The organism is Cryobacterium sp. PH29-G1, from assembly GCF_030063365.1.
In the GTDB taxonomy this organism is placed as follows: Bacteria; Actinomycetota; Actinomycetes; order Actinomycetales; family Microbacteriaceae; genus Cryobacterium.
This window is the reverse complement of sequence record NZ_JASISY010000002.1, coordinates 1-17,954: the sequence shown is the minus strand read 5'-3', so window position 1 is coordinate 17,954 and position 17,954 is coordinate 1. Positions and strand designations below refer to the sequence as shown.

18 protein-coding genes are annotated in these 17,954 nt (G+C 64.8%); 10 read left to right on the top strand and 8 right to left on the bottom strand.

The genetic code is table 11. The features are described 5' to 3' along the window. Positions 1-128: 128 nt before the first annotated feature. The 3 genes from QMK22_RS02500 to glgA form a co-directional block, all read right to left on the bottom strand. Complete coding sequence (locus QMK22_RS02500; RefSeq protein ID WP_283496061.1) at positions 129-377, bottom strand: type B 50S ribosomal protein L31; 249 nt, start codon at positions 375-377, stop codon at positions 129-131. A gap of 175 nt (positions 378-552) precedes the next feature. Then, complete coding sequence (locus QMK22_RS02495) at positions 553-1,335, bottom strand: ABC transporter ATP-binding protein (protein WP_283496060.1); 783 nt, start codon at positions 1,333-1,335, stop codon at positions 553-555. A gap of 82 nt (positions 1,336-1,417) precedes the next feature. Further along, entirely contained in the window at positions 1,418-2,599 is a 1,182-nt protein-coding gene (glgA, locus tag QMK22_RS02490) for a glycogen synthase (RefSeq protein ID WP_283496059.1), read from the bottom strand. 80 nt (positions 2,600-2,679) lie between these two features. Here glgA and QMK22_RS02485 point away from each other — a divergent pair, with 80 nt between their 5' ends. Next, positions 2,680-3,924, top strand: coding sequence for a glucose-1-phosphate adenylyltransferase (locus tag QMK22_RS02485; RefSeq protein WP_283496058.1), 1,245 nt, complete (start codon positions 2,680-2,682; stop codon positions 3,922-3,924). Further along, the gene (gene serB, locus QMK22_RS02480; RefSeq protein ID WP_283496057.1) at positions 3,921-4,574 is read left to right on the top strand and encodes a phosphoserine phosphatase SerB; all 654 of its coding nucleotides are present in this window, start codon (positions 3,921-3,923) and stop codon (positions 4,572-4,574) included. Before QMK22_RS02485 ends, serB begins: the two co-directional genes overlap by 4 nt. A 60-nt stretch (positions 4,575-4,634) precedes the next feature. On the opposite strand, the gene QMK22_RS02475 is transcribed toward serB, so the two are convergent. Then, the gene (locus QMK22_RS02475; RefSeq protein ID WP_283496056.1) at positions 4,635-5,345 is read right to left on the bottom strand and encodes a beta-ketoacyl-ACP reductase; all 711 of its coding nucleotides are present in this window, start codon (positions 5,343-5,345) and stop codon (positions 4,635-4,637) included. Between the two features lie 168 nt (positions 5,346-5,513). On the opposite strand from QMK22_RS02475, the gene QMK22_RS02470 reads away from it, so the two are divergent. The 3 genes from QMK22_RS02470 to QMK22_RS02460 are packed head-to-tail and all read left to right on the top strand — an operon-like array spanning position 5,514 to position 6,909. After that, positions 5,514-5,792 (top strand): DUF3099 domain-containing protein, encoded by a 279-nt coding sequence (locus QMK22_RS02470; protein ID WP_283496055.1) that lies wholly within the window; start codon positions 5,514-5,516, stop codon positions 5,790-5,792. Continuing rightward, a complete protein-coding gene (locus tag QMK22_RS02465) occupies positions 5,789-6,064 on the top strand; it encodes a hypothetical protein (RefSeq protein ID WP_502856891.1) in 276 nt (91 codons plus the stop codon). Before QMK22_RS02470 ends, QMK22_RS02465 begins: the two co-directional genes overlap by 4 nt. Continuing rightward, on the top strand, positions 6,061-6,909 hold the full coding sequence (locus QMK22_RS02460) for an SURF1 family cytochrome oxidase biogenesis protein (RefSeq protein WP_283496054.1): 849 nt from the start codon (positions 6,061-6,063) through the stop codon (positions 6,907-6,909). The genes QMK22_RS02465 and QMK22_RS02460 overlap by 4 nt, the downstream gene beginning before the upstream one ends. 133 nt (positions 6,910-7,042) lie before the next feature. On the opposite strand, the gene QMK22_RS02455 is transcribed toward QMK22_RS02460, so the two are convergent. After that, a complete protein-coding gene (locus QMK22_RS02455; RefSeq protein ID WP_283496053.1) occupies positions 7,043-7,951 on the bottom strand; it encodes a LysR family transcriptional regulator in 909 nt (302 codons plus the stop codon). Between the two features lie 148 nt (positions 7,952-8,099). On the opposite strand from QMK22_RS02455, the gene QMK22_RS02450 reads away from it, so the two are divergent. From QMK22_RS02450 to QMK22_RS02430, 5 genes are all read left to right on the top strand, one after another. Then, positions 8,100-9,278, top strand: coding sequence for a tyramine oxidase subunit B (locus QMK22_RS02450; protein WP_283496052.1), 1,179 nt, complete (start codon positions 8,100-8,102; stop codon positions 9,276-9,278). Positions 9,279-9,398: 120 nt separating this feature from the next. Then, positions 9,399-10,667 carry an ammonium transporter gene (locus tag QMK22_RS02445; RefSeq protein WP_283496051.1) on the top strand — a complete coding sequence of 423 codons (1,269 nt, stop codon included), beginning with the start codon at positions 9,399-9,401 and terminating at the stop codon, positions 10,665-10,667. Then, positions 10,664-11,203, top strand: coding sequence for a HutD/Ves family protein (locus tag QMK22_RS02440; protein WP_283496050.1), 540 nt, complete (start codon positions 10,664-10,666; stop codon positions 11,201-11,203). Before QMK22_RS02445 ends, QMK22_RS02440 begins: the two co-directional genes overlap by 4 nt. Positions 11,204-11,257: 54 nt before the next feature. Further along, complete coding sequence (locus QMK22_RS02435; RefSeq protein ID WP_283496049.1) at positions 11,258-12,376, top strand: FAD-dependent oxidoreductase; 1,119 nt, start codon at positions 11,258-11,260, stop codon at positions 12,374-12,376. Between the two features lie 14 nt (positions 12,377-12,390). Beyond that, entirely contained in the window at positions 12,391-13,653 is a 1,263-nt protein-coding gene (locus QMK22_RS02430; RefSeq protein ID WP_283496048.1) for an allantoate amidohydrolase, read from the top strand. Positions 13,654-13,729: 76 nt separating this feature from the next. Here QMK22_RS02430 and QMK22_RS02425 read toward each other — a convergent pair whose 3' ends face one another. The 3 genes from QMK22_RS02425 to QMK22_RS02415 all read right to left on the bottom strand — a co-directional run bounded on the left by QMK22_RS02425 (position 13,730) and on the right by QMK22_RS02415 (position 17,402). Then, positions 13,730-15,025, bottom strand: coding sequence for a glycosyltransferase (locus tag QMK22_RS02425; protein WP_283496047.1), 1,296 nt, complete (start codon positions 15,023-15,025; stop codon positions 13,730-13,732). A 31-nt stretch (positions 15,026-15,056) separates the two neighbouring features. Continuing rightward, positions 15,057-16,655 carry an ABC-F family ATP-binding cassette domain-containing protein gene (locus QMK22_RS02420; protein ID WP_283496046.1) on the bottom strand — a complete coding sequence of 533 codons (1,599 nt, stop codon included), beginning with the start codon at positions 16,653-16,655 and terminating at the stop codon, positions 15,057-15,059. Between the two features lie 117 nt (positions 16,656-16,772). After that, positions 16,773-17,402, bottom strand: a complete 630-nt coding sequence (locus tag QMK22_RS02415; RefSeq protein WP_283496045.1) for a TetR/AcrR family transcriptional regulator — start codon at positions 17,400-17,402, stop codon at positions 16,773-16,775. Positions 17,403-17,954 lie beyond the last annotated feature (552 nt).

Sequence of the window (17,954 nt, the reverse complement as noted above, 5' to 3'; positions counted from 1 at the left end):
CCCAGCAGCGCCGCTTTCAGCAATACCAGTACCCGCAATGTGGGTACAAAAAAGGCGACCAGCCTCGGCTGGTCGCCTTTTTAGTAAATAAACCGGGTAGTAAGTACCCAGAAGTACAGAACCCGGTGCTATTTACCGAAGCCCTTGTAACGCGAGTTGAACTTCTCGACGCGTCCGGCCGAGTCCATGATGCGCTGCTTGCCCGTGTAGAACGGGTGCGACTCGGAGGAGATTTCCACGTCGATGACGGGGTACGTGGTTCCGTCCAGCTCGACGGTCTTCTTGCTGGAGACGGTCGAACGAGTCAGGAAGGTCGCGCCGGAGGCGAGGTCGCGGAACACGACGGCAGCGTACTCGGGGTGGATGTCAGACTTCATGAAAATTTCCTTTTGCACTTCTGGTGAACAGACTTGTAACTGGTCACAGTGCTGTTCGATTGTTGGGCCCCGCCGCCAGAGACGACAAGTTGAATGGCCAGAATGGCCAGCCATTTACTTTAGCAGAAAGCCACGCAGCCCGAGAGCTCGCGAACGATTCCGGTTCGTGCTGAAGTCAGAGTGCGCGAGCCGCGTACCGGCCGTCGGTCTCGGTGAGTTCAACGGTCAGGCCAAAGGTTTCGCTGAGGGCCGAGGCAGTCAATGCCTCCGCAATCGGCCCGGCGCTGACCACCTTGCCACCGGACAACAGCAAGACGTGGGTGAATCCGAGCGGAATCTCCTCGACGTGGTGGGTGACCATAATGATGGCCGGAGAATTAGGTTCCCGCGCGAATCCACTCAGTAGCTGCAGCAAAGATTCGCGGGCGCCGAGGTCAAGACTCGCAGCAGGCTCGTCGAGCAGCAGAATTTCCGGGTCGGTCATCACTGAACGCGCAATCTGCACGCGCTTCTGCTCCCCGTCACTGAGAGTTCCAAATTTGCGTTCAGCGAGGTGCTCGAGATTCCATTCCTGCAGCACACGCTGGGCACGGCGTTCGTCAATGGCCTCGTACTCTTCGTTCCACCGACCGGTGACCGAATACGCCGCCGTCATGACCACGTCGAGAACCTTCTCTTGGCCAGGCACCTTGCGGGCCATGGCGGTAGAAGCGAACCCGATGCGAGGCCGCAACTCAAAAACATCCGTTTCGCCGAGTGTCTCGTCGAGTACCTCGGCCAGACCGCTTGAGGGATGCATGAAGGCCGCCGCGATCTGCAGCAAGGTGGTTTTTCCGGCACCGTTGGGGCCAAGAATCACCCACCGTTGGTCGTCGTCGACGCTCCAATTCACTGAGTCGAGGATGGCGATGCCACCCCGGACGACGGAGACGTCGGTGAAATGCAGAACGTTGACCATACAGCCATGTTATCGAACCGGGCCGTGGTCGAAATACGCCGGACCCGTCACAGCAACAGGCCCGACGCGTTCCATGGGTCATTCAGAGCAAAGACGCATAAATCTCTCGTGTTCGGGTGGCAATCTGGCTCCAACCGAACTCCTGCTCGGCGCGCAGCCGACCAGCGCGCCCCATTTCGGCAGCGCGGTCCGGGTCACCAACGACCTCGGTGAGAATTCGCGCCAGGTCGGCGACGAATTCCTCAGGATTCAGTGGAGTTCCCGTGCCGTCGGTGAGCTGCTCGATCGGCACTAGGCGACCGGTCTCGCCGTCGGCGACCACCTCAGGAATTCCGCCGGTGGCGGTACCGACGACGGCCAAACCGCAGGCCATGGCCTCCAGATTGACGATACCGAGAGGCTCGTAAATGGACGGGCAGACGAAGACCGTGCCGTGGGTGAGCACGGCCGCCAGCTCAGGCTGTGGCAGCAGCCGGTTGATCCAGACCACTCCGGATCGCTCGCGTTGGAGGGCCTCGACTCCGCTGGCCACTTCGGCCAGGATGCCGGGAGTGTCGGGGGCGCCGGCGCACAGCACCAGTTGCACCTCGGGCGGCAGTAACGCGGCCGCCCGCAACAGGTAGGGCAGACCCTTTTGCCGCGTGATGCGGCCGACAAAGACCACGGACGGTCGGTCGGGGTCGATGCCCAGGCTCCGTACGAAGTCAGCGTCGCGGCGGGGCTTCCAACGGTCGAGGTCGATGCCGTTGTAGACCGTGTGCACCCGGCTCTCGTCGAGGGCTGGGTAACTACGCAGGATGTCGCGACGCATACCGTCACTCACGGCGATCACGGCGTCCGCGGCCTCAAAAGCCGTTTTCTCGATCCAGCTCGACACCCGGTAGCCGCCACCGAGTTGCTCAGCCTTCCACGGTCGAAGGGGTTCGAGACTGTGTGCGGTGACAACGTGCGGCATACCGTGCAGCATCTGTGCCAGATGCCCGGCCGCATTGGCGTACCAGGTGTGGGAGTGCACCAGATCGGCGCCTTTGGCGTCTTGCGCCATCTGCAGGTCCACGCCGAGGGTGCTCAGGGTGGCGTTGGCGTCCTGCAGCTGCTCGGGCACCTCGTAGGCAAACGTGTCGGTGTCTGTGCGCGGCGCGCCGAAACATCGCACCGAAACATCGATGTGTTCGCGGAGCGCTCGAACGAGCTCCGTCACGTGCACGCCCGCTCCCCCGTAGATCTCCGGCGGGTATTCCTTGGTCATCAAATCCACTCGCATGGAGCAAAGGTAGCGCAGCCCGACCCGACGCACACCCCGTGGTGCTGGTCGAGTCGGCCAGTTGGCCGTACTCTGTACACATGAAGGCCAAGAAGATCTTTGGAATAGTTCTCGCCGGCGGCGAGGGAAAACGGCTGATGCCGCTAACCGAGGACCGGGCTAAGCCCGCTGTTCCTTTTGGTGGGCATTACCGCCTCGTGGACTTTGCCCTGTCCAACCTCATCAATTCGGGCGTCACACAAATTGTGGTGTTGACCCAATACAAGTCACACAGCCTCGACCGCCACGTCTCCCAGACCTGGCATGTCACCGGAGGCCTGTTCAACTCGTACATTGCCTCGGTGCCCGCCCAACAGCGCCTCGGTAAGCGCTGGTTCAGCGGCTCAGCCGACGCAATTCTGCAAAGCCTCAACCTCATTCACGACGAAAAACCCGACATCGTTGTCGTCGTCGGTGCCGACCACGTGTACCGCATGGACTTCAGCCAAATGATCGAGGCGCACATTGCGTCGGGCCTGGCGGCCACGGTTGCCGCGATTCGCCAGCCGATCGGCCTGGCCGACCAGTTCGGCGTGATCGAAGTGGATGAAGCCACCCCGGATCGCATCTCCGACTTTCTGGAGAAGCCCAAGAATGCCGTCGGACTCGCCGACGCTCCGCACGAGGTGTTCGCCTCGATGGGTAACTACGTTTTCAACACCGATGCACTGATCGAAGCAGTGCTGCGTGATGGTGAGCGCACCGATTCCAGTCACGACATGGGCGGTGACATCATTCCTGACTTTGTCTCCCGCGGCGAAGCCGGCGTATACGACCTACAGCGCAACGAGGTACCGGGGTCCACCGACCGCGACCGCTACTACTGGCGCGATGTGGGAACGATTGATTCATTCTTCGAAGCTCACCAGGACCTCATCTCGGCGCTTCCGGTCTTCAACCTCTACAACCAGGAATGGCCTATCTTCAGCATGCAGCTGAACTCGCCGCCGGCCAAGTTCGTGCGTGATGGCCGGGGCGCTCTGGGCACGATGATCGATTCGATCGTCTCGCTCGGTTGTGTCATCTCCGGCGCCCACATCGAGCGCAGCGTACTCGGGCCATGGACATCCATCGGGTCAGCCTGCGAAGTGGTCGACTCGATTGTTTTCGACCGGGTGCAGATTCGTCCGGGAGCAATCGTACATCGCGCCATTCTCGACAAGGAAGTCATCGTTGAGGCAGGAGCCACGGTCGGTGTTGATCGTGACCGTGACCTCGAGCGAGGCTTCAGCGTGACCGAATCCGGCATCACCGTCGTCGGCAAGGGCGTGCTCGTTACTCCGTGATCCTCGCTACCGCACCACGCTTCCTGGTTGTCCTCGACGTGGACTCCACTCTGATACAAGACGAAGTGATCGAGCTGCTGGCGGATGCCGCCGGCTCGCGCGATCTCGTCGCCGACGTGACCGAACGCGCCATGCTGGGTGAACTCGACTTTGCACAAAGCCTGCGCGAGCGGGTTCTGACCCTGGCCGGACTGCCGGAGAGTATCTTCGCCGAGGTGGGGAGTCGCATCCGCCCTACCGCGGGAGTACACGAGCTGATCGCCGGGATTCATGACGGCGGCGGCGTTGTCGGTGCGGTCTCGGGCGGTTTCCACGAAATATTGGATTCGCTCGCGGCCGACCTGGGCCTGGATCATTGGCGGGCTAACCGGCTCGAAGTTGAAGCCGGTCGCCTTACCGGGCGAGTGCTCGGCCCGATCATCGATGCCGCGGCGAAAGCAGTCGCCCTCCGCGAATGGGCCGCGCAGGACCAGATCGCCCTGTCGCAGACCGTCGCGGTCGGGGACGGTGCCAACGACCTCCGGATGATGGAAGCCGCCGGACTTTCCGTCGCCTTCAACGCCAAGCCGCGCGTGAAACGGGAAGCCGACCTGGTGATCGACCACTGCAACCTGAGTCAGGTACTGCCGCTGCTCGGCCTGCGCGGCTGAGGCGGCGGCCCGCCCCGGTGCATCCGGCCATGTGGCTTCAGCAGGTGATTTCAGAGCGGTTCAGTGCCCCATGCCCAGGCCTCCGTCAACCGGAATGACCGCACCGGAGATGTACGCGGCATCGTCGCCGGCGAGCCAGGTCACCACGCGGGCAACCTCCACCGGCGTGGCAAAGCGGCCCGCTGGGATATTCCGCTTGTACTCGGCCTGCTGCGCTTCGGGCAGGGCTGCCGTCATATCGGTTTCAATGAAGCCGGGAGCGACCACGTTCGCGGTGATGCCGCGGGCGCCGAGCTCACGGGTGACCGAGCGGGCGAGACCGATCAGTCCGCTCTTCGACGCCGAATAGTTCACCTGCCCGGCGGATCCATAGAGGCCGACAACGCTGGAGATCAATACGATTCGGCCGAACCGAGCCTTGAGCATGCCCTTGCTCGCGCGCTTGACCACGCGAAATGCCCCGCTGAGGTTGGTGTCGATGACGGAGGTGAAGTCATCTTCCGACATGCGCATGAGCAGGGTGTCACGGGTGATTCCAGCATTGGCGACAACGACGTTGACCGGGCCGTAGACGGCTTCAATCTGAGTGAAGGCGGCATCAACGGATGCCATATCGGTGACGTCGGCGCGCACCGTCAGGCTGCCGGTGGGCCCGTGCCCCGACCGCGAAGTCACGGCGACGCGGTGCCCCTGAGCGAGGAATTCTTCAGCGATGGCAAATCCGATGCCGCGATTGCCGCCGGTGACGAGCACTGTTCGAGCCGTTGTCATGAAGGTCCTGTTCTGTGATTGCTGGGATGTGAGGCTGTGGAGCCGGATTTGAAAGAAATACCCGGCAGATTCAAGTTTAAGGCGTGCATCAATGCCGCCGCGCAGTCGTAGGCTTGAAGCGATGGATTTTTTGCCCACGACACTCCCAATGACGAACTCGATGGACCTATGAAGCAGCAGTCGATCACCTCGCTCCCCGCCTCTCCGGAGGACGAACGACGCAACCGGATGATCAAGTATTCGCTTGCGATGGGTGTCCGTGTCATCTGCATTGTGCTCATGCTGTTTGTGCACGGCTGGTGGCTGGTGTTGTGCGCCATCGGTGCCATCGCCCTGCCGTACTTCGCCGTTGTGGTCGCGAACGTGAAGATTGCACCGCGCGGAGCTCAGGTTCTGCGGCCAGGCAGCGTCGAGATGTATCGCAACACTGACGGAGAATCCAAATGAGTGATCGTGTGCCCGCGGCGGCGAGTCCGATGATCGGGCTGGGCGCGCCCCTGCAATCCTCCACCTGCTCACGGGCGGACTGCCGGGCTGCGGGACTGTGGCGGCTGGACTGGCGCAACCCGCGCATCCACTCGACCGATCGGGTCAAGACGTGGGTGGCCTGTGACGAGCACGTTGACTACCTGCGCGAGTTTTTGTCCGCGCGTGATTTTCCCCTGACGGTCCGCCCGCTGGATGCCCAGTCGCTGAATCAGGCCGAGGACGGGCAATGACGGGCTGGAAGTTTGCGTTCAGTCGCCGCTGGGCCGGCTATCTGGCGCTCACCATGCTGTTCGCGGCGGTGTGTTCCGGCCTCGGAGTGTGGCAACTGGCCCGACGCGATGAGGCTCTCACCGAGCTGTTCAAGATTGATGCCAACTTTGATTCGAAGCCGGTTCCCGTCGCCGAGGAACTGGCCGATCTGACCGCTTTTGATGAATCCCAGAAGTGGACCCCGGTGCAGTTGACCGGAACGTATCTCGTTGGCGATGAGATGCTCGCGCGCAACCGCCCGCTGAACGTCACGCCGGGCTTCGAGGTGCTGACCCCGTTGCAGCTGTCCGACGGCACGATCTTCATCGTCGATCGCGGTTGGCTGCCCACCGGTGAGGAGCAAGATGCACCGGACACTGTTCCGGCACCGCCGAGCGGGACGGTCACCGTCGTTGCCCGCCTAAAAGCCAGCGAGCCCGACCTGCCAGGCCGCACCGCCAGCGGCGATCAGGTTGCGACGATCAATCTCACGACCATCGCCGCGCGCCTCGACCAGCCCACCTACACCGGCGCCTACGGCCTGCTGGACACCGAGAGCCCCGCCGCCACCGAGCAGCGCCCGACCGCCGTCGAGAAACCCATTCGCGACGAGGGCCCCCACCTCTCGTACGCCTTCCAATGGTTTGTGTTCGGTCTGCTCGCCTTCATCGGCCTCGGCTGGGCACTGCGCGAGGAATATCGCAGCGTTAACGCGGAAGACCCCGACGAACGCGAACGAGCGGATGAACGTGCCCGCAAGCGCGCGGCGAAACCGCGTAACGATGCCGAGATTGAAGACGAGCTGCTCGACCGCCAGTTGCACTAGATCGTTGCACGAGACCGGTGTGAGGTCGCGCCGGCCGTAGTCGCCCGCCACAACCGGAGAGCCGGCGTATTGGAGCGTGCGGCGCAGCCGGTCTGGGTGGCGAAGCCAGCACACGCGGAATGACCGACTGCTGTCATCGCCCGGCCAGGTCGCGAGCTGCATCGTGCAGGCACTCGATGAATACCGCCGCGACCTTGCGCTCCGGGCGGGCGGCATGCACGGCGATGAGCCGGGTGGTGGGAGAACCCGCGAGGGGGATTGCCACGATCGACGGCGGAAGGAGATGTCTCACCGACTCGGGCAGGATACTGGTGCCGACGCCCGCGGCGACGAAGCCTAGCGCGGTCTCCTGATGCACGACCACCTCGACGCCCCGGACGGCGCCGGGTGCCATATCGAACACGGCGGCCACCCGGTCGACGTAGCCGGGCATGAGGGAACGTGGATAGGTGATCATCGGCACGTCAATGAGCTCCCCTGCCGTCACCTCGCTGCGCTGAGCCAGCGGATGGTCGACGGGCAGGCACGCCACAAGGAGCTCCTCGAACACGACCTCCGACGTCAGCTCAAAAGTCGAACCCGAATTCGCGGGAATCTCATCACGCACGATCCCCACGTCGAGTGTTCCCGCCCGCAGCGCCTCGAGCTGTTGGCCGGAAGTCAGAGGATGGAGCTCCAGGGTGATATTCGACCGGCACGCGCGAAATAGCTGCACGACGCCGGGGAGCACGGTGTAGTTCGCCGAGCTGACAAACCCTGCGGAAAGCCGACCGGATAGGCCGTCCGCGTAGTCGCGCATCTCCTCGCGGACCGCGTCGACTTCGTCCAGGATCGAGTGCGCCCGCGTCTGCAGGTGTTGGCCGGCCGGGGTGAGGCTCACCCGCCGGGTGGTTCGCTCGAATAGCGGCGTACCGAGCTCGTCCTCGAGCCGGCTCACCTGCACGCTCAGCGGAGGCTGCGACATGCCCAGCCGCTCCGCCGCGCGTCCGAAGTGGAGTTCATCCGCTACGGCGAGGAAATATCGCAGCTGTCGGAGGTCCATTTCGCAAATGATACGACCTCTGTATTACCGGGATATTTCGCCAATATTACGAGCGTTTCGCTATCAATTGGGGGCGCCCGGAGTATTGGACGTTCGCCCAATATGTATGGATACTTTCCCTTACACACCCCGATCTGGAGGACTATCCGTGACTGAATCATCCGCGACCAGCGAGACCACACCCAGCACCCGCATCGACATGTTGTACCTGAGCGAGCCGGAAGTCATCGCCGCTGGGGTGAAGGACATGGAGCGCTGCATCGACGTCATGGAGGAAGTGCTCATCCTCGTTGCGAAGGGCGACTACCGGATGGCCGGCAACTCCGCGAACTCCGCGAACTCACACGGTGCGCAGATCAGCTTCCCGGCATCGTCACCATTCGCCACTATGCCCACGGATGCTGCCGACCGCCGCTTCATGGCGATGCCGGCCTACCTCGGTGGCCGCTTCGACACCGCCGGAGTCAAGTGGTACGGCTCGAACATCGACAACCGCGAGCAGGGTCTGCCCCGGTCCATCCACCTCATCGTCCTCAATGACAAGGTGACCGGCGCACCGTTCGCGATCATGTCCGGCAACCTCGAGAGCGCGTATCGCACCGCGGCAGTGCCCGGCGCCGCGGCGAAGAAACTCGCCCCGATCAATGCGAAGTCGCTCGGAATCATCGGACCCGGCGCCATGAACAAAAGCGCCCTGCACGCGATGACGACGGCGCGGCCGACGCTCGACACGATTCGTATTAACGGCCGCCGCCGTTCCACCTCGGAGGCTTTCGCCGCCTACGTGTCGAAGAATTACCCGCAGTTCACGACCATCGAGATCGCAGACACGATTGAGGCCGCCGTGCGCGATTCCGACATCGTCTCGGAGGCGGTCACGGGGCTCGTCGGCTCGGAGAACTATCCCTACATCGACGGTGACTGGATCAAGCCCGGCGCCTTCCTCAGCCTGCCCGCGAACCTGAAGATGGACAAGGATTACACCCTCTCGGGCAAGGCACGCCTCATCGCGGATGCCAAGCCGATCTACCAAGCCTGGGCCGAAGAATACCCGGCACCGTCGCACGAGACCGCCTTCGGCATGATCGGGCTCTACTGGCAGGACCTCATCGAGGCGGGCGAACTCGACGAATCTCGGGTCGTCAACATCGGCGACGTCTTCGAGGGCACCGCCGCCGGGCGCGAGTTCGACGAGCAGCCCGTGCTCTTCAGCGTCGGCGGCATGGGCGTCGAGGACGTCGCATGGGCGAAGACCGTCTACGAGAACGCGGTCGAGCTGGGGATCGGCACGAAGCTCAATTTGTGGGACGCACCGAACATGTCCTAACACCACGGATGCGGGGAGCCGTACCCGGCGCTCCCCGCCCACCTGCACCACCTGCACCACCTGCACCATTCTTCTTTGGCGCGCCAACCCGGCGCGCCCCCAAACCCTGTGGAGTGAAACGTGGACTCTGGAAACGTTGCCTGGATCCTCACGAGCGCAGCACTCGTGGCACTGATGATTCCGGGCCTTGCCCTGTTCTACGGCGGGATGGTCTCCTCCCGCCGCATCCTCAACATGATGCTCATGTGCTTCGGCGGCGCAGCGCTCGTCGCGCTACTTTGGGTCGCCTTCGGCTACTCCGCGGTCTTCGGCGATTCGCTCGGCGGTCTCGGCCTGCTCGGTGATCCGCTCGCCTTCGCCGGTCTCGATGCGGCACTGACCGACGATCCGGACGCCGGCATCCCGCTCGCCCTGTTCGCCTCCTTCCAGCTGCTCTTCGCGGCGGTCACCACCGCGCTCGTCGCCGGAGCCGCTGCCGGACGGATGAAGTTCGGCGCCTGGCTCCTCTTCGCCGGGCTCTGGGCCACCTTCGTCTACTTCCCGATCGCGCACTGGGTCTTCGCGTTCGACAGCGACACCGTCGTGGGCGGCTGGATCGCCAACTCTCTGGGAGCGGTCGACTTCGCCGGCGGCACCGCCGTACACATGAACGCCGGGATCGCCGCCCTCGCGCTGGCGATCGTGCTCGGTAAGAGTAAGGACTGGGGCGGCCCCGCACGCCCGCACAACCGCCCGCTCGTCCTGGTCGGCGCCGGTCTGTTGTGGATCGGCTGGTACGGATTCAACGCAGGATCGGCGCTCGCTGCGGGCAATGCCGCGAGCGTCGTCTTCCTCAACACTACGGTCGCCGCCTGCGCCGGCCTGCTCGGCTGGGCCCTGGTCGACCGTCTCCGCCACGGAGCCGTCACCAGCCTCGGCAGCGCATCCGGACTCATCGCCGCCCTCGTCGCGATCACCCCGGCCTGCGGTGCTGTGTCGCCGCTCGGCGCTATCGCGATCGGAGCGATCGCGGGTGTCGTCTGCTGCCTGGCCATCGAGTGGAAGTTCCGCCTCGGCTTCGACGACTCCCTCGACGTTGTCGGCGTGCACCTCGTCGGCGGCATCATCGGAACGCTGCTCATCGGCCTCTTCGCCACCGCCGCCGCGCCGAACGGACGCGCCGGTCTCTTCTACGGCGGCGGATTCGAACTGCTGGGCGTGCAAACCGTCGCCACCATCGCCGTTCTCGCCTACTCCTTCGCCGTCACCTGGCTGATCGCGAAGGCGATCCAGAAGACTGTCGGACTGCGCATCCCCGAGGAACACGAAGTCACCGGCATCGACGAGCATCACCACGCGGAACGTGCCTACGAGGACGACGAGGCCGTCACACCGGCGCAGTCGGTATGAGTCCGAACACGGGCTCGGTTCGGTCGGTCAGTGAGCTGCCCGTCACACCCTGGCGCAACGGCCTCGGGATGACCCGTCCGATCTATTCGGCGTCGGACAACGAACAGCCCGACTGGCGGATCAGCATCGCCACCGTTACCGACGGCGCCGCGTTCTCCTCCTTCGCCGGATACAACCGGGCGTTCACTCCCCTCTCAAGCGAGACCCTCATCCTGCTGCAGGACGGCATCCAACTCGCCGCCGATGCGTCCGGCACCGTGCGATTCGACGGAGCAGCGCACGTCGTCGCGCGAGTTCTCGGCGCACCCGCGCTCGCGGTGAACGTGATGACCCGCGCCGGCCACCGGGTTCAGCTGCACTGGCGCACCGTGACCGGCGACTATTCCAACCACGATCCAGATACCCGCGCCGTCATCCTCGCCGACGGATCAGTCACCGCTTTCGCCGCGAAGATGTTCTCGGCACCCGCCGTGATCCGGCCCGGCACTCGGGTGCGCTGCACCCGAGCCCGCCTCCTCGAGATCCGTATCTCCTGATAATCCGCACACGCCGCTGATCCACATGCACGACAACCTGACAGGATTACCTTCATGACCAGCATCATCATCGTCGGCGCCGGCCTCGCTGGAGCCTCCGCCGCGTGGCGACTCGCGCAGCGCGGTCACGACGTAACCGTTCTCGAGCGCACCTCCCCCGCGAACGAGTTCGGCAGCTCGCATGGCTCCGCCCGCATCTTTCGGTACGCCTACCCGGAGCCCTTCTACGTCGATCTCGTGGTGAAGTCTTCGCGCGGCTGGTCCGAGTTGGCGACGGCACACGGTTCCGAACTAGTCACGCCGACCGGCGCGGTCGACTACGGCAATGCCCGTGACCCGGAACGACTCGCCGAGGTGCTCGCTGTGGCCGGCGTGGCACACGAACTGCTCACCGCCGATGCTGCGCGTATGCGCTGGGACTTCGCCTTTGACACCTCCGTGCTCTGGCAGCCGGGTGCCGGGGTCATCGACGCCGAGCGCAGTGTTGGCGCGATGATCGCTCAGGCGCAACTGCACGGCGCTCGGGTGTTGGGTGATCAGCCCGTCACTCGGGTGCAGAAGACCACGGCCGGTTACCGCGTCCTCACCGCGACGGGAGAAGCCTTCGAGGCCGAGCAGGTGGTGGTGGCGGCCGGCGGCTGGTTGCCCGACCTCCTCGGCGAGCTCGCACTGCCCAACGCCTTCGTCCAGGCGTTCCCCGCCCTTGAGGTGAGGCAGGAGCAGGCGTACCACTTTCCCTACCGCGACGCGCAGCTCGCGTGGCCGACATTCATCCACAAGACGGACCAGATCCAGGTCTACGGGCTGCCCGGCGGACGCGACGCCGAGATGCGCGGACAGAAGGTCGCCGAATTCAACGGCGGCAAGCGCATCCCCTCGGCCGCCGCGCACGACCAGATCATCGACCCCACGAATCGGCGTCGCGTCGTGGACTACGTCGAGCGTTACCTTCCGGGCCTCGTGCCCGAGCCGTATGCCGAGACGACCTGCCTGTTCACGAACACGCCAAATGAGGACTTCGTCATCGACCGCGTCGAGGGTATCACCGTGCTCTCGCCGTGCTCGGGACACGGAGCCAAGTTCGCTCCGCTGATCGGCGAACTCGCGGCAGCACTCGTCGCCGGCGAAGAAGTGCCGAGCCGATTCCGCCCCGGGCTGCTCGCCGCCCGCTAAGAGACTGGACCACGATGCAGAACACCGGCACACACCGCACCGCAACGCAGAACACCCCCCGCGTTGACACCGTCCCCGGCCTCCTGGCCGAGATCGCCGACATCGGCACCGATCCGCTGCGCGGCGGCTACTCACGCCCCGTTTTCTCCACCGCAGAACTCGACCTGCGCGAGTGGTTCATCGCACACGCCACGAAGCGCGGACTCGACGTCGAGATCGACGGCGTAGGCACCATCCGCGCCTGGTGGCACACCCCCTCGCGCACGACGACGGGCGCCGTGCTCACGGGCAGCCATCTCGACTCAGTGCCCGGTGGCGGCGCGTTCGACGGCCCGCTCGGCATTGCGTCGGCGCTCGTCGCCGTCGACCTGCTCCGCGCCCGCGGATTCACGCCGGACAAGCCGCTGGTCGTCGCGGCGTTCCCCGAGGAAGAGGGATCCCGGTTTGGTATCGCCTGCCTCGGGTCGCGCCTGCTGACCGGTGCGATCACCCCAGAGCATGCCCTCGCGCTGCAGGATCCAGACGGCGATACCTTCGCCGAGGTGCTCACCCGCAACGGCTTCGACCCCCGGGCTATCAGCGCCGACATCGAGGGCCTGGGCGCGTTCGACTCGTTCGTCGAACTCCACGTCGAACAGGGGCGCGGTCTGATCGACCTCGACGCGCCCGTCGCGATCGGCTCCAGCATCCTCGGTCACGGACGGTGGCGTGCGAGCATCCGCGGCGAGGGCAACCATGCGGGTACAACATTGATGCGCGATCGCCACGACCCAATGGTCGCTGCGGCCCGAATGATCCAAACCATCCGCGATCTCGCGCGCACGACGCCGGATGCGCGCGCGACCGTCGGGCGCCTGCAGCCGGTGCCCGGAGGAACGAACGTGATCGCCTCCCGCGTCGACTTCTGGATCGACGTCCGTCACCCCGACGACACAGTCACCCTGGCTCTCGTCGAGTCGATCCGAAGTGCACTCGAGTTGCTCGGCGCCGAGGAGGGCTGCGCGGCGCAGCTTACCGAAGAGTCCTTCAGCGCGACCACCCGGTTCGACACTCGCCTGCGCGGGCGCCTCGAGCGCATGCTCCCGCACGCGCCCGTCCTCGACACCGGAGCCGGCCACGATGCGGGCGTTCTCGCCTCGGTCATCCCGACCGCGATGCTCTTCGTGCGCAACCCGACCGGCATTTCGCACTCGCCGGAGGAACACACCACCGACCTCGATGCACAAGTCGGCGCGGAGCGGCTGGCGGACGTCCTCCAGGGACTCCTCACCGAGTGAGCGCTCGCTCGCTGCTCAGCCGCACCGGCGGGCCCGGAATCACCGACGGCCACACCGGGATCGGCGGGAGATGGCTTCAGCGTCCCCGGTCGTGGTCCCCGCGGCCGGGGACCGGGTCGAGCAGCCTCCGGTACACCTCGAGCAACGACGCGGCCGACCGCGTCCAATCGAGTTCGAGTGCGTGCTTCCGCCCCGCTGCAGACAGTCCTCGGGCACGGTGCGGATCGTTGAGAACGCGACCGAGCGCATCCGCCCAGACCACGGGATCGCGCGACTCCAGCACCAATCCCGTTAACCCGTCGATGACGGCTTCTCGCAGGCCACCGGATGCTGCGGCGATGACGGGCACGCCGCAGGCGGCCGCTTCGAGCGCGACCAGACCATAGGTTTCTGAGTGTGACGGCACGAGCACCAGGCGGGCGCCACGAAACAGGGCGGCCAAATCTACCCGAGACTGGGGTCCGACCAGGCGAAGCTCATCGGTGAGCCCAAGCCGCTGGGCGAGCGCACGTAACTCCGCCTCGTAACCGTCGTAGTCGGCCGAGGCCGCTCCCGCGATCACCAGAGCCGGTCGGATGGCGGCCGGAACGGCGGCTACGGCGGCGATGGCGAGATCCAGGCCTTTCAGGGGCTGCAGGCGCGCTGCCACGACGACGTAGCCCCGGCGATCAGCGTGCACCGTTGGGCCAGCGAGCCCCGGTTGACCGAGCACCCCGCGGGCAGCTGGCCTGACCGGACGAAACACGCTGCCGTCGACGCCGGGAAGCACGATCGTTGTGCGCTCTGCGGCTCCCCCCAACCGGCCGGTGATCGTGGCCGCTTCGGCCGCACTGATCGCAACGAGGGAATCCGACTCCCGCGCCAACCACGCTTCGCCGGACATCCGCCCCGATGATTCGGCCCGTTCGCCCGCGGAGAGCGGCGTCGAGTCGCCGGCGGCGATGCTGTGAAAGCTTTGCACGTGCGGAATCCCCCAGCGTCGTGCCACGGGGAGGGCAGCCATCCCGGACAACCAGTGGTGGGAGTGGATGATGTCAGACGGTTCGAGAGCGGCCAGCCTGGCCGAAAACTCTTCGATCCACTGTTCATGCTCGCCCTTGGGCAGAGAAACGGCCGGACCGGCGTCCAAAAAATGCAGGGAGACCCCCGGAGCGAGCGGCATTGACACCGGCTGGCTCGCCGCGGATCGGCGGGTCAGAATGCTCACCCGATGACCACGAGCCGCGAGGGCTTCAGCCTGATGGCGAACCACGACGTTCATTCCGCCGGCATCGCCGGCGCCCGGGTCCGCCCCCGGAGACGTGTGGAGGGACACCAGAGCAATGCGCATGGACTGCGTCAGCGGCAACAGGCAGGGGCTCCATTCGCGCATCGTCGGCGGTCGAGACCGACCACAAAATCGATTAGGACAGCTCGATCAGGTCGAGGTAATCCTTGTTCCAGTGGTCTTCCGTGCCTTCGGGCATGATCAACACGCGTTCCGGATTGAGAGCCTGCACGGCCCCCTCATCGTGGCTGACCAGTACCACGGCACCGGCATAGTGCGCGAGAGCGTCGAGGATCTCCTCGCGGCTGGCCGGGTCCAGGTTGTTGGTGGGCTCATCGAGCAGAAGAACGTTGGCACCCGAGACCACGATCATGGCGAGGGCGAGTCGTGTCTTCTCACCACCGGAGAGCACGCCGGCCGGCTTGTTGGAATCGTCACCGGTGAACAGGAACGAGCCCAGTACCCGACGTGCTTCCATCTCGGTAATGCTGGGCGAGGAGGAGACCATGTTCTCCAGCACGCTGCGCTTCACGTCGATGGTCTCGTGTTCCTGAGCGTAATAGCCGATGCGCAGGCCGTGGCCGGGTTCGATCGAACCGGTGTCGGATTCGTCAACGCCCGCGAGCATGCGCAGCAGGGTGGTCTTTCCGGCACCGTTGAGGCCCAGAATGACCACCTTGGATCCGCGGTCGATCGCGAGGTCGACAGCGGTGAAGATTTCCAGGGAACCGTAGCTCTTCGAGAGGTCCTTGGCCATGAGCGGCGTGCGTCCACAGGGCGAAGGCTCGGGGAAGCGCAGTTTGGCCACGCGTTCCACGGCGCGTACCGCATCGAGCCCGGAGAGCAACTTCTCGGCGCGGGCCACCATCTGGTGGGCAGCGGCGGCTTTGCTGGCCTTGGCGCCGAACTTGGCGGCCTGCAGCTGAAGGGTGGACGCTTTCTTCTCGGCGTTGGAACGTTCCTTCTTGCGTCGATCGGCATCCGCTGTGCGCTGGAGCAGGTAGTTCTTCCAGTTCATGTTGTAGATGTCGATCATCATGCGGTTCGCGTCCAGGTAGAAGACGCGGTTGACCGTTTCGCCCACGAGTTCGATGTCGTGGCTGATGATTATGACACCGCCCTTGTAGTTCTTGACGAACTCGCGCAACCAAGCCACCGAATCGGCGTCGAGGTGGTTGGTGGGCTCATCGAGAATCATCATCTCGGCGGCCGAAAACAGAATGCGGGCGAGTTCAATGCGGCGACGCTGACCACCGGAGAGCGTGCTGAGCGCCTGATCAAGAATGTGGTCGGGCAGTTTCAAGTTGCTGGCGATCGAGGCGGCTTCGGCTTCGGCGGAATACCCACCGAGCCCGTTGAACTCATCGGTCAGGCGCCCATATTTCTTCATCGCCGCCGAGCTGATCTTGGGATCGGGATCGGCCATCGCCAGACTGGACTCGTGCATGCCCAGGGCAATCGTTCCAAGGCCCCGAGCGTCCAGGATGCGCGTGCGGGCCAGCATGGTCGGGTCGCCGGCGCGCGGGTCCTGGGGCAGGTAGCCGATCTCACCCGAATGAGTAATCGAGCCCTTGGTCGGGTTCGTCTCCCCCGCGAGGGTCTTCGTCAGCGTGGTTTTCCCCGCGCCGTTACGGCCGACCAGGCCGATCTTGTCGCCGCTCGCGACGCGGAAGCTGACGCCCTCCATGAGCACGCGGGCTCCAACGCGGATTTCGAGATCTTGCACGTTGAGCACAGCAATAGTCCATTCGAAGAGTTTGTACGGGTGTGAAGTGTGGGTGGGCCAGAGCGGTCCAACTCACTAGTATATTTGCCTTCAGGCTGTGCTCGGCACACGGAGGCCCGATTGGGACTAGAGCAGGGCCGCCAGCAGTGACTTTTCCAGCCAGCTCAGGTACGCCTCCGTCGACCAGCCGAGCGACAGAACCAGCGTTCTGTAGGTGTGCGGATGGGCCAGCGCCCACATTGTCGCCGCCGCCTCGTGGTCGCTGATTCCCCCACGCAGGCCGCGCTTCTCGCGCAGCGCCACCGCCACCTCGCCAAAGCCATGCAATCGGGCCGCATCGCGCTTCTGCTCAAACTCCCCCACATCGGGATCGACGACGGCGGCTTCGCTGACAATGCGCAGGATGCCCGAGGTGCGCTCATTCACGAGCGCGCTCGACCGGGCCAAAATGCGAATAACCTCGGTCGCCGTGCGGGCCCCCGCAATGCGTTCCCGCGTTGCCCCCGACAACAGCGCCGGCGCATCCGGCTCTTCGGCAACTCGCTCGAGAACCGCAGCCAGCAGCTCGGCCTTCGAACCCACCGAGTTATAGATCGTCTGCACCACCACACCGGCTTCCGAAGCGATCGCCGCGATCGAAGTTCCCACATACCCGCGCTCGAGCATGAGCCGTCCGGCCGCCATGACGATTTCCGCTCGCGTGCTTGCCGCCTGCGCTGCTCGCCGCCGTACAGCCCCGCTCTCCCCTGTTTCCATACAACTAGCATAGCGTTCCACTGATTAGATCGAGCTACTAAGAAGCAGGCGACTCTGGCTCCAGCGCGCATCGCCGAGGCATCCGTCGGTTCTGGAGCCATCCAGGACCGAATGGTTGTCAGCCCCACAATGACCGCGACGGCCTCAAGCATCAAGGCAGCGGGGACCAGTCCCGGCGTCGGTCGGTCGAGGCCGCCGAGACTCCCACCCGATCACCGCGAACAACTCCGCGCCTCGCCGCTACCCGCAGGTCGAGCCTGTCGAGACCGCCATCGATCAACGCGGGTCGCTTCGCAAGCGCGATCCGCCGACACGAATATGTATTCGCATGGCATTCCGAATTTATCTGAGATTCCCTCGACTTCAAGGGGTTGAGTTTGGTACACTTGTTCTATGAGCCAGAGCGGCGACACCCCCCAGCAGCCGGGCAGTGTCGATCCGTTCTTCGCCGCATACGGTACGTGGCCGGTCTCGCCCGAGGAGCGCGCTGAATTTGATGCGTTCTGGGCGCAGTGCCAGGCCGACTGGCGGTTCGAGGTTGCCGAGGGCCTC

Excerpts from the sequence above, each read along its gene's own strand:
- QMK22_RS02455 (WP_283496053.1), bottom strand. The coding sequence starts at position 7,951 with ATGGACCTCCGACAGCTGCGATATTTCCTCGCCGTAGCGGATGAACTC.
- QMK22_RS02500 (WP_283496061.1), bottom strand. The coding sequence starts at position 377 with ATGAAGTCTGACATCCACCCCGAGTACGCTGCCGTCGTGTTCCGCGAC.
- QMK22_RS02465 (WP_502856891.1), top strand. The coding sequence starts at position 5,789 with ATGAGTGATCGTGTGCCCGCGGCGGCGAGTCCGATGATCGGGCTGGGC.
- QMK22_RS02425 (WP_283496047.1), bottom strand. The coding sequence starts at position 15,025 with ATGCGCGAATGGAGCCCCTGCCTGTTGCCGCTGACGCAGTCCATGCGC.
- QMK22_RS02475 (WP_283496056.1), bottom strand. The coding sequence starts at position 5,345 with ATGACAACGGCTCGAACAGTGCTCGTCACCGGCGGCAATCGCGGCATC.
- QMK22_RS02470 (WP_283496055.1), top strand. The coding sequence starts at position 5,514 with ATGAAGCAGCAGTCGATCACCTCGCTCCCCGCCTCTCCGGAGGACGAA.
- QMK22_RS02440 (WP_283496050.1), top strand. The coding sequence starts at position 10,664 with ATGAGTCCGAACACGGGCTCGGTTCGGTCGGTCAGTGAGCTGCCCGTC.
- QMK22_RS02485 (WP_283496058.1), top strand. The coding sequence starts at position 2,680 with ATGAAGGCCAAGAAGATCTTTGGAATAGTTCTCGCCGGCGGCGAGGGA.
- QMK22_RS02430 (WP_283496048.1), top strand. The coding sequence starts at position 12,391 with ATGCAGAACACCGGCACACACCGCACCGCAACGCAGAACACCCCCCGC.
- QMK22_RS02435 (WP_283496049.1), top strand. The coding sequence starts at position 11,258 with ATGACCAGCATCATCATCGTCGGCGCCGGCCTCGCTGGAGCCTCCGCC.
- QMK22_RS02460 (WP_283496054.1), top strand. The coding sequence starts at position 6,061 with ATGACGGGCTGGAAGTTTGCGTTCAGTCGCCGCTGGGCCGGCTATCTG.
- QMK22_RS02415 (WP_283496045.1), bottom strand. The coding sequence starts at position 17,402 with ATGGAAACAGGGGAGAGCGGGGCTGTACGGCGGCGAGCAGCGCAGGCG.
- QMK22_RS02495 (WP_283496060.1), bottom strand. The coding sequence starts at position 1,335 with ATGGTCAACGTTCTGCATTTCACCGACGTCTCCGTCGTCCGGGGTGGC.
- glgA (WP_283496059.1), bottom strand. The coding sequence starts at position 2,599 with ATGCGAGTGGATTTGATGACCAAGGAATACCCGCCGGAGATCTACGGG.